Genomic DNA, 10,354 nt, shown 5'->3' with positions numbered 1-10,354 from the left:
CGTAACGTTGTTGGTGGAGTGCAAGTCGATGGCACCGTAAAGTTTCATCTCGTCTCCTCCTTTGAGTTATGCGGGTTAGCTTTCATAGCCGAACCTTACAGCCTCTTGGAGGAGCCTTCTAGATGATTATCAAATCTTTACCTTTGACTTACGGAGCAACCAGGGGTCAGACTTTGACAACACGACTGTCTCGGGGAGGGGATTTCGTAGAAGCGCCGATGGTGTGCCGTCCCCGGGTGTTCGCCCCCGGGCTCCTCTACAACCGATCGTCCGCGGCAATCGACGCCACAAGACCTTTTTAAGCGAGATGGTGCTGCCCGACGACTGGATACTGAGAGAGAACGACCCGGCCCTCAAGGCGATGAGGGAGGCCGCGCGGCAGTTGGGACTCACCTTCGAGGCCGCAGAATAGCCCTGTCTTCTCGGAAGGAGATCGTGCGCCTGTTATCGCGTTTTCCTTCAGGAGGTGAATCTCCCAGCATGTGCGAAACCCTCGACATGAAGTGGCTGGTTTTCAGACCTTTGGAGGCGGCCCCCAATGCGGCTGTCGCTAGCCACGCTGGCTCAGGGCGCGAACGACGAGGGTCGAGCCGATCGCGAACAGGAGCACCAGCAGCACGCGGTTGAAGGTCCGCTGGTTGATCCGGTCCTGGGTTTTCAGGCCGGCGTAGAAGCCCAGCAGGATGAAACCGGTAACCGCGAGCGAGAGCGACATCGTCCTGACGTTGAAGAGATTCCAGGTCGATACCGCCGCCAGCTGGCTCAGCTTGGTGACCATGAAGATCGTGGCGATCGACTTGATGAACTCGTGCTTGGAGAGCCGAAGGCTGTAGAGGTAGATCGCCACGGCCGGGCCGGCGGCGTTGGTCAGGCCGTTCAGAAACCCCCCGGCGAGCCCGGCGGGCAGCGCGAGCTTTTTCTCCAGAGCCGGCGAAATGGCAAAGTCGAACTTGAGCCAGCTCGACGTCACGAAGAAAAGCACCATGAGCCCGAGACAGAAGTTGAGCGTCCAGAGAGGCAGCGCGACCAGCGCCCGGGTCCCCAGGAAAACGCCGGCGACGGTCGTGACGAAGAACCATCCAAAACGCCGCATCACCGCCGCCGGGAAGCCGCCGCGGAAGACCTGCGCGACGTCCATGACGATGTTGGGAATGATCAGGATCGTGATGGCGGTTCGGATGTCCAGCAACAAAGCCACCATCGGGGTCGCGATCAGCGGAAAGCCCATTCCCGAGGTCCCCTTGACGAAGGCCGCGAACAGGAGCGCGACCGCTACCGAGACGGTTGTGAAGTCGAGCGACACGAATCGATCCCTTGCGTTCTCGGGGCGCCTTTGCCGCGCCGTCCCATGAGATTTCTCCGACGCACCCCCGTCCGCACGTTCGTCCTCTATCCCCTGATCACCGCGGCGTGGGAGTTCGCTCTCCACCGGGGAAGCGTGACCGTCGACCCCGCTTACCTGCCGCTTATGCTTTGGGGTTATCTACAGTATCGCCTGTGCGGGCGCTACCGCGCCAGGCACGGAGGCGGCGGACCGGGTCTCGAAAACCCGCCGCAGCGGCTTGTCACGACCGGTCCTTACGCCTGCAGCCGAAACCCGATGTACCTCGGCCACCTCATTTATCTCTGCGGCGTGGCTCTTGTCCTGCGTTCGTGGTTCGGCGTCCTGATCATGCTCGGCGCCGCCGTATGGTTCCACGCGCGCATCCTGCAGGACGAAAAACGGCTGGCAAAGCAGCTCGGCGAGCCTTATCTCGAGTACCTTCGGTCCGTGAAGCGCTGGATTCCAGGCCTGTTCTAGCCGGTTCTCGAGTCCTGACCCTAGCGGAAACCGGAAGCCGGCAACCGGGAACTTTTATTCTCCCGGGTCTCCGCCCGCTTTCGATCGATACTAAATCTTCTGCCGCTGCCGCGCTTGCTTCTCCCCGGTCCGGAAACATTCGCCCCGGACCGCCAGGTCAGCCTCTTCCTCGTCTTCCCGGGTCCACGCGCCGAGGCTGTAGCCGTACCACGGCATCCGGGGCTTCAGCGGCGGCAGACCAAGCTCCTCCCACAACGCCTTCGCCTTTTCCATGTACTCCCGCTTCGGCAACGAAACCGGGGTGTAGGGCCAGGGTCTGACCGCGTTGATCAACAGCGCGCCGGTGGAAGCCATTCGCGCCTCGAGGCTCTCCCTCCCGGGCGGATGCGCCGACGGATCGAGACCCGGCGATTTCCCCCGGACGACCGCGACGTCTTCCTCGGGACGAACGTTGAAACAGATCGCCCAGTTGACCATCGCCGGATCGCGGATGTCGATGTCTTCGTCCACCGCCACGCAGATCTTGGCGTAGCTTCCCGTAAAGCCCGCCGAGGCGTTCAGAGCGCGCCAGGCGTCGGCCTTGGTGGCGTTGCGCATCTTGATCACGCAATAGGCCTGGCCGCTGCCGCTCACCTCGTCGTGCAGGGCGACGTCCAGCACCGCCGCGTTGCCGCTGTCGTGGCGGAGGAACTTGTAGAGAATCTTTTCCGTGCCGGTGTGCTTGATCTTGCTGCTCTCGCTCGGCGGGAACTGGCTCATGAGCGCGGTGTAGATGGCGTCGCGGCGGTGTGTGATGCAGGTGACCTCGAGGTACGGCGAGATCGTCCGGTGGCCCATGTACCCCGGATACTCGCCGAACGGCCCCTCGGGCTCGAGCGAGTCGGTGGGAATCGTGCCCTCGATGACGATCTCGGCGGTGGCCGGCACTTCGAGGTCGATCGTCTTGCAGCGCACGACCTCCACCGGCTCGCCGGCGAGACCTCCCGCGAGCCGGTACTCGTCGAAATCGTAAGGTATTTTCGCCGTCGCGGCGTAGGCGATGCTCGGGATGACGCCGATCGCGATCGCGGCCTCCAGCCGCTTTCCCATCGCCTTGCACTTGCGCCAGTGCTGCCCCATGTGCTGTGACGTGAACAGCCCTCCGACCCGGTCCGGCGCCTTGATCTGGCCGCGGTAGTTGCCGATGTTGTAAATGCCCGTCTCGGGGTCCTTCGTGATCCAGTTCGCCGACGTGAGATACGGCGCGTTGTCGAAGCCGGGCGTCGAGATCGGCACCGGGAGCATGTCGAGACCGTACCCGCTCGACAGCTCGGCGCCTTGCCGGACCACCTCCTGCGCCGGGCCGCTTGCCACCCGCACCGGATCGATCGGGTTCATTTGCGCCCGGGTCCACCGCTCGTGAATCTCCTCGGGGCGGCACATCATGCCGATGCCGTAGATCTCCGTGGTGGCGGCCAGCGTGCCGACCGAGACGGGCATGGAAAACCGCCGCCCCTTGGCGTCGACAACCTTCTCGAAAAGGAAAGCCTTGCGGTCGGCTTCCTCGAGCCCGCGAAATTGCCAGCGCACCAGCGGCATCAGCTCCGTGTCCTTGTCGATCTCCCGGTGGATGCGCACGAGCTTGTCGCGTTCTTCGAGCGCTCTCAGATGATCGCGAAAATCCCGATAGTAGCGCCGGCCGCTCATCGATCAGCCCTCGTACCCTGCCATCTATCATCCGCGAAGCGGCCGTTGTCAAGCAACGCTGCGCCGCAGCCGACGGAGCTTGTCAACCGGCCGCCGCTGGGATAGATATCCGAGACGAGCCGGCCGCGAAGACCGGAGCGCGCGGCCGGGCGTGGGAACGATGGCAAACATCGGCTTTGTCGGCCTCGGGGTCATGGGCAGCCGGATGGTTCACCGCCTGCTCAAGGCGGGCCACGCCGTGACCGGTTACAACCGGACCGCGGAAAAGGCGCGCTGGCTCCTCGATGCGGGAATGAAATGGGCCAGCACTCCCCGCGCCGCCGCGGAGGCCGGGGAGTTCGTCTTCAGCATGGTCACGGGCACCGAGGCCCTGAAGGCGGTCACCGGCGGCCCCGACGGGATCCTCGCGGGAATCTCTCCCGGCAAGCTCTACATCGACATGAGCACGGTCAGTCCCGCGGCCAGCCGCGAGCTGGCGGCCGAGGTCGCGCGGCGGGGCGGCCGCATGCTGGATGCGCCCGTCTCCGGGAGCGTTGCCACGCTCGAACAGGGAAACCTCTCGATCATGGTCGGCGGCGACGCCGAAGCCTTTGCCGCGGCGCTGCCGATCCTGCAGGCCATCGGCCCCAAGGTGACGCACGTCGGCGCCAACGGCCTTGCCGTCTCGATGAAGATCGCGACCAACCTCAGCCTGGCGGTACAGATGCTCGCCTTCAGCGAAGGCGTGCTGCTCGCGGAAAAAAGCGGGATCGACCGGGCGACCGCGCTCGAAGTCCTGCTCAACAGCGTGATCGCCTCGCCGATGGTGAAGTACCGCGGCCCGTTCGTTCTCAAGATGCCGGAGGAGGCCTGGTTCGACGTCAACATGATGCAGAAGGATCTGCTGCTCGCGCTGGAACTGGGCAGGCAGCTCGATGTGCCGCTGCCGACGACCGCGGTGACCAACGAGATGCTGACGGCCGCCCGCGGGATGGGACTTGCGGACAGGGACTTTGCGGTGCTCTTCGAGGTCCTGGCACGCATGGCGGGGAAGAGATAACCTGTTATGTTTTGTCCCGGAGCCCGGGCTATTCCAGCCGGCACGCCGGACCCGGACGCGAGACCCTGTAGATGGCTCACCGGAAAACGAAATCCCGGACCGCAAAATCGTCGGGGCCCGCTCGCGATGAGCGCTGGCTTCGGTTCTACCGCCAGATGCTCACGATTCGCCTCTTCGAAGAAGAGGTGAACCGGCTCTACCAGAGCGGCAAGATGCCGGGGCTGGCCCATCTCTACAGCGGGCAGGAGGCGGTCGCGGTGGGCGTCTGCGAGGCTTTGAGGCGCGACGACTACATCACCAGCACGCACCGCGGCCACGGCCATTGCCTCGCCAAGGGCGCGAGTTTGGAGCGCATGTTCGCCGAGCTGCTCGGCAAGGCGCCCGGCTACTGCAGCGGCAAGGGAGGCTCGATGCACATCGCCGACGCCGAGACGGGAAACCTCGGTGCCAACGCCATCGTCGGGGGCAGCGCCGGCATTGCAACCGGCGCCGCCTTGAGCGCCAAGATGACCGGCAGCGGCCGCGTCGCGGTCTGTTTCTTCGGCGAGGGCGCGCTGGGGCAGGGGCTGCTGTACGAATGCATGAACATGGCGTCGTTGTGGAAGCTTCCGGTCGTCTACGTCTGCGAGAACAACCTCTACAACGAATACACCCGGTTCCAGGAAACGACGGCGGGGGAGATCGCGGCGCGCCCCGCGGCCTTTGCGGTCCCCTGCGAGGCGGTGGACGGCCAGGACGTGATCGCCGTTCACCGGACCAGTCAGCGCCTGGTGGAGCGCGCCCGCGCCGGGGAAGGACCGGCCTTCATGCTCTGCAACACTTACCGCTTTTACGGCCATCACGTCGGCGACGTCGACCGCGGTTACTACCGCTCCAGGGAAGAGGAGCAACGGTGGAGGGAGGGGCGAGATCCGATCAAGTTGCTCGCCGCGCGCCTGCTCGGCTCGAGGCTTGCCGACGGCCGTCTGCTCGATCAAATCGAAGACGAGGTAAGACGCCAGATCGCCGGCGGAGTTGACTTCGCCTTCGCCGCTCCGTATCCGGATCCGTCCGAGGTCGAGCGGCACGTCTACGCATAGCACCGCTGAACCGGCAGCCCGCTGATTGTCCTATGAGTGCCACGGCCACACGAGAGAGCGCGCCCCGCGAGCTGACCTTCGCCCAGGCCGTCCGGGAAGCTCTGGCCGAGGAGATGCGGCGCGACCCCCGGGTCTTCATCATCGGCGAGGACGTCGCCGAAGCCGGAACCCCGTTCAAGGTCCTTTCGGGGCTCGCGGCCGAATTCGGCACGGGACGCGTCATCGATTCCCCGATTTCGGAGGCAGGCATCACGGGCATAGCCGTCGGCGCGGCGATGACCGGCATGCGCCCGGTGGTCGACATCATGTTCGGCGACTTTCTCACGCTCGCCATGGATCAGATCGTCAACCAGGCCGCAAAGATCCACTACATGTCGGGCGGCAAGCTCAAGGTGCCGATGGTGGTGCGCACCACGCTCGGCGCCACGCGCCGCTCCGCCGCGCAGCACAGCCAGAGCCTGCATGCCTGGGTAAGTCACATTCCGGGCCTCAAGGTGGCCCTGCCCGCCACCCCCTACGACGCCAAGGGGCTCCTCAAGAGCGCGATCCGCGACGACAATCCCGTGGTCTTTTTCGAAGACAAGATGATGTATCAGCTCAAGGGGCCGGTGCCCGAGGGGGAATACACGATCCCTTTCGGAGTAGCCGACGTCAAGCGCCTCGGCACGGATATCTCGATCGTCGCAACCAGCAGCATGGTGCAGGTCGCGCTCGCGGCGGCGGAGCGCCTCGCGCCGATGGGCATCGAGGCGGAGGTGGTCGACGTGAGAACGACCGTACCGCTGGACAAGGATACCCTGATCGCCTCGGTCAAAAAGACCGGGCGGGCGCTGGTTCTCGACGAGGGCTACCGGCGCTACGGCGTCACCGCCGAAATCGCCTCGCTGCTCGTCGACGAGGCGTTCTATCACCTCGATGCGCCGGTGAAACGGCTGGGCGCAATGGACGTTCCCGTGCCATTTTCGCCCGTGCTCGAGGACCGGACGGTACCGACACCCGAGATCGTCGTGGAGACGGCCAAGAATTTATGCGGAAGATCGTAGTTTTCGGCCTGGAGTCCAGCGTCGTCCTTCGGGTTGAAACGCCGGGAGTCGGGACACTGGACCCTCGAAGGGAGGTCCTATGGGGCTCAAGACCTATGGCTTGATGGGGATCGACTGGGAAGCCCGGGTCGATTTCGACCGGCTCCGCCGCGAGCGGCTCGCCCGGGTGAAAAAAGCCCTCGGTGCCTCGGAGATGGGCGCGCTTCTCTGCTTCGATATGAACAACATCCGGTACATTACGGCCACGCACATCGGCACCTGGGCGATGGACAAGCTGGTCCGCTTTTCGCTCCTGCCGCAGAACGATGAGCCGATCATGTGGGACTTCGGCTCCGCCGCGCGCCACCACCAGATTTACTGCCCGTGGCTGGCCGAACGCTCGCGCGCCGGGATCTCCACGCTGCGCGGTGCGACCCACCCCGAGGCGGGGCTGGCGCGCGACGTGGCCAGAAAGATCAAGGCCGAGCTGGAGATGCGCAAGCTGGAAAAGGAGCCGCTTGGCGTGGATGTGATCGAGCTGCCGGTGCTTTTTGCCCTGCAGGCCGAAGGGCTCAAGGTGGTCGACTGCCAGCAGCTCATGCACGAGGTGCGAAAGATCAAGACCCAGGACGAGATCACGCTCCTCAACACCGCCTGCATGATGGTCGACGCGGCTTACGAGGAGCTCTACCGCTTCATGCGGCCGGGGGTGCGCGAGAACGAGTGCGTCGGACTGGTAAGCCGCGTTCTTTACGATCTCGGCTCGGAGCATGTCGAGGGGGTGAACGCCATCTCCGGCGAGCGCTGCAGCCCGCATCCTCACGTCTACACCGATCGCGTGCTCAGGCCCGGCGACCCGGCCTTCTTCGACATCCTCCACAGCTACAACGGGTACCGGACCTGCTACTACCGCACCTTCGCTGTCGGCAGCGCCTCGCCGGCCATGGTCGACGCCTACAAGCGCTGCCGCGACTACATGGACGCGGCGATCAGCATCGTCAAGCCCGGCATCACCACTGCCGACGTCGTCAAGCTGTGGCCCAGGGCTCAGGAGTTCGGTTTTGCCGACGAGGAGGCGGCCTTTGCGCTGCAATACGGCCACGGCGTAGGGCTCTCGATCTGGGAAAAGCCGATCTTCAGCCGCCTCGTTTCGCTCGACCACCCGGAAACCATCGAGGAAGGAATGGTCTTTGCGCTGGAGACCTACTGGCCGGCGAGCGACGGCTGGTCGGCGGCGAGGCTCGAAGAGGAGGTCGTGGTGACGAAGGACGGCTGCGAGGTCATCACCCGATTCCCCGCGGAAAAGCTGCTGGTTGCCGGCACCCGGTATTTCACGGCGGCGGGGCCGCTGCCGGAGACGCGCGAAACCCAGTCGAACCTCAACAACCCCGGCTCCCTCGAGCGGGTCGGTGGAGCTCGGCCAAAGCCGTAGCAGCAAATCATTACCGGAGCCAGATCGTTTTATGCCAACCGACGTGATCATGCCGGCGCTCGGTGTCGCCCAGGAGAAAGGTACCCTGATCCGGTGGCTCAAAGCCCAAGGCCAGACGGTTACCAAGGGCGAGCCGCTGATGGAGATCGAAACCGACAAAGCGACCGTCGAGATCGAAGCCCCCGCAAGCGGAATCCTCGCCAGCGTCACCGCCTCGCCCGGCGACGAGGTGCCGGTCGGAAGCAAGATCGCCGCGATCGTCGCGCCCGGGGAATCGGTCGCCGAGACGGGCTCGCCGCCTCCCCCGCGCCCTCCCCTGAAGGAGGAGGGGAGAGCTCTTTCAGGGCCGCCGTCTCCCGAGCCCGCCGTACCCGCCGGGCGCGCCGGCGCCAAGACGCTGGCTTCGCCCGCCGCGAGGAGAATCGCGCGGGAGCGGGGCATCGATCTCGCCGAGATCCGCGGCAGCGGCCCCGGCGGAGCGGTCGTGGCAAGGGACCTCGAACGGTGGGAAAAAGCCGCGCAGCCGACCGCCCCGATCCGCCGGGCGGTTCCGCTGACCCCGATGCGGCGGATCATCGCGGAGCGCATGGCGCAGAGCAAGCGAACCGCGCCCCATTTCTACCTGACGATGGACGTCGACATGACGGAGATCGTCCGCCAGAGGACCCTCGCCCGACGGGCCGGCGCACCAGGCGGCCCCTCGATCAACGACTACGTGCTCGCCGCCTGCGCCCGGGCGCTACGGGAGTTTCCCGCCCTCAACGCCAGTTTTACCGAGCGCGGCGTGGAAATCTTCTCGTGCGTCAATATCGGGCTCGCCGTCGCCCTGGAGGACGGTCTGGTGGTGCCGGTCATCCGCGACGCAGACCGTCTTTCATTGCAGGATCTCTCGAAGCAGAGCCGGGAGCTCGCCGAAAAGGCGCAAAGCAAGAAGCTGCTTCCCGCCGACTGCGAGGGCGGGACCTTCACGGTTTCCAATCTCGGAATGTTCGGCGTCGACAGCTTCACCGCGATCATCAACCCGCCGCAGTGTGCGATCCTGGCGACCGGGCGCGTGGCGCGGCGTCCCGTAGCCGACGGGGAAGCGGTGGTCGTCCGCGACGTGATGACCATGAGCCTCTCGGCGGATCATCGCGCGGTCGACGGTGCAACAGCCGCTAAATTCCTCGGATGTGTCAAGCGGCTCCTGGAAGATGGCTTGAAAGAGGTTTCGGCGTTTCCAACCGGGTCGGATCACGAGGAGGAGGTAAACCGATGAAAAGCACACTACACGGCGGTTTCGTTCGAGTCGCTCTGGGCGCGGTTCAGGCCCTTTTCCTGTTCTTTTTCGCCGACTCCGCCGGGGCTCAAAAGGTGGAGCGCATTACGTTCGTCGGCGGCCCGCCGGCGGGCGTCTTCGGCATCTTCGCGACGGGCATCGGCACCCACCTTTCGAAGACCGTCCCCAACCTCGATGTGTCGGTGACCGCAACCGGCGGCTCCGTGGAGAACATCCGCCGCGTAAACGGCGGGGAAGCGGACATGGGCCTTTCATTTTCTTCCGATCTCCACGAAGCCTATTTCGGCCAGGCGCAGTTCAAGGGAAAAGCCCTCACGAACCCGCGCGCCGTCGGTCTGGTCTTCTTCGGCGTCGCTCATGCCATCACCTTCGCCGACAGCGGCATTCGCACCGTCGAAGACCTCGTCGGCAAGCGCGTCGCCGTCGGCACTCCCGGATCGGGGACCTTCGCCAGCGCGGAGCGCGTCTTTCGCGCCGTGGGAATCTGGGAAAAGATCAACCGCATCCCGCTTCTCGGCGCGCAGGCCGGTGAGGCGATGGCCGACGGCAAAGCCGACGCTTTCTTCTGGACCGGTCCCGAGCCCGACCGCGTGACCACCGAGGCGGCGACGAAAAAGCCGGTGCGGGCAATCGACATCTACACGCCCGTCAGCAAAACCGACTTTTTCAAGCAGTACCCCTATTTCGCTCGCTACGTCTTCCCGGCGAACTCGTATCGCGGCATCACCGAGGACACCCCTACGGTGGGGATCCCCGTCATCTGGTACGTGAACCGCAACCTGGCGCCGTCCCTGGTGCAAAAAATGGTCGCGGCCGCATATGACAAAGAGGGCCACGCCCATATGTTGAAGGTGCACGCCGGAGCGCGCGACATGGTGCCGCAAAAGGCGCTGCAGGGCGTGACGGTCCCGCTCCACAAAGGAGCCGAGGATCACTGGCGCGCTGCGGGGATCCAGATCCCGGACAGCCTCCGCTCCAGGTAGCGGCGGGGAAGAAGAGATGTCCGAGCCGGCCCG

9 protein-coding genes are annotated in these 10,354 nt (G+C 65.0%); 7 read left to right on the top strand and 2 right to left on the bottom strand.

From position 1 onward, the window contains the following. Positions 1-550: 550 nt before the first annotated feature. The gene (locus VNN77_14520) at positions 551-1,303 is read right to left on the bottom strand and encodes a sulfite exporter TauE/SafE family protein (GenBank protein HXG52607.1); all 753 of its coding nucleotides are present in this window, start codon (positions 1,301-1,303) and stop codon (positions 551-553) included. A gap of 45 nt (positions 1,304-1,348) precedes the next feature. On the opposite strand from VNN77_14520, the gene VNN77_14515 reads away from it, so the two are divergent. After that, the gene (locus VNN77_14515; GenBank protein HXG52606.1) at positions 1,349-1,801 is read left to right on the top strand and encodes an isoprenylcysteine carboxylmethyltransferase family protein; all 453 of its coding nucleotides are present in this window, start codon (positions 1,349-1,351) and stop codon (positions 1,799-1,801) included. A 90-nt stretch (positions 1,802-1,891) separates the two neighbouring features. Here the strand turns inward: VNN77_14515 and VNN77_14510 are convergent, their stop codons facing one another. Further along, a complete protein-coding gene (locus tag VNN77_14510; protein ID HXG52605.1) occupies positions 1,892-3,487 on the bottom strand; it encodes a UbiD family decarboxylase in 1,596 nt (531 codons plus the stop codon). 160 nt (positions 3,488-3,647) lie between these two features. Between VNN77_14510 and VNN77_14505 the strand changes: the two genes are divergently transcribed. The 6 genes from VNN77_14505 (at position 3,648) to VNN77_14480 (ending at position 10,321) form a co-directional block, all read left to right on the top strand. Beyond that, the gene (locus VNN77_14505; protein ID HXG52604.1) at positions 3,648-4,526 is read left to right on the top strand and encodes an NAD(P)-dependent oxidoreductase; all 879 of its coding nucleotides are present in this window, start codon (positions 3,648-3,650) and stop codon (positions 4,524-4,526) included. A gap of 71 nt (positions 4,527-4,597) precedes the next feature. Beyond that, positions 4,598-5,605 (top strand): thiamine pyrophosphate-dependent dehydrogenase E1 component subunit alpha, encoded by a 1,008-nt coding sequence (locus tag VNN77_14500; protein ID HXG52603.1) that lies wholly within the window; start codon positions 4,598-4,600, stop codon positions 5,603-5,605. Positions 5,606-5,637: 32 nt separating this feature from the next. Beyond that, positions 5,638-6,648, top strand: coding sequence for an alpha-ketoacid dehydrogenase subunit beta (locus tag VNN77_14495; GenBank protein ID HXG52602.1), 1,011 nt, complete (start codon positions 5,638-5,640; stop codon positions 6,646-6,648). Positions 6,649-6,727: 79 nt separating this feature from the next. Continuing rightward, a complete protein-coding gene (locus VNN77_14490) occupies positions 6,728-8,059 on the top strand; it encodes a Xaa-Pro peptidase family protein (protein ID HXG52601.1) in 1,332 nt (443 codons plus the stop codon). Positions 8,060-8,090: 31 nt separating this feature from the next. Next, on the top strand, positions 8,091-9,317 hold the full coding sequence (locus VNN77_14485) for a dihydrolipoamide acetyltransferase family protein (GenBank protein HXG52600.1): 1,227 nt from the start codon (positions 8,091-8,093) through the stop codon (positions 9,315-9,317). Beyond that, positions 9,314-10,321: a TAXI family TRAP transporter solute-binding subunit gene (locus tag VNN77_14480; GenBank protein HXG52599.1), complete on the top strand. Its 1,008-nt coding sequence runs from the start codon at positions 9,314-9,316 to the stop codon at positions 10,319-10,321. Before VNN77_14485 ends, VNN77_14480 begins: the two co-directional genes overlap by 4 nt. Positions 10,322-10,354: the final 33 nt, after the last annotated feature.

The organism is Candidatus Zixiibacteriota bacterium (genome assembly GCA_035574315.1).
In the GTDB taxonomy this organism is placed as follows: domain Bacteria; phylum Desulfobacterota; class Binatia; order UBA9968; family UBA9968; genus DATLYW01.
The sequence above is the reverse complement of the archived record's forward strand: the minus strand, read 5'-3'. Positions and strand labels throughout refer to the sequence as shown.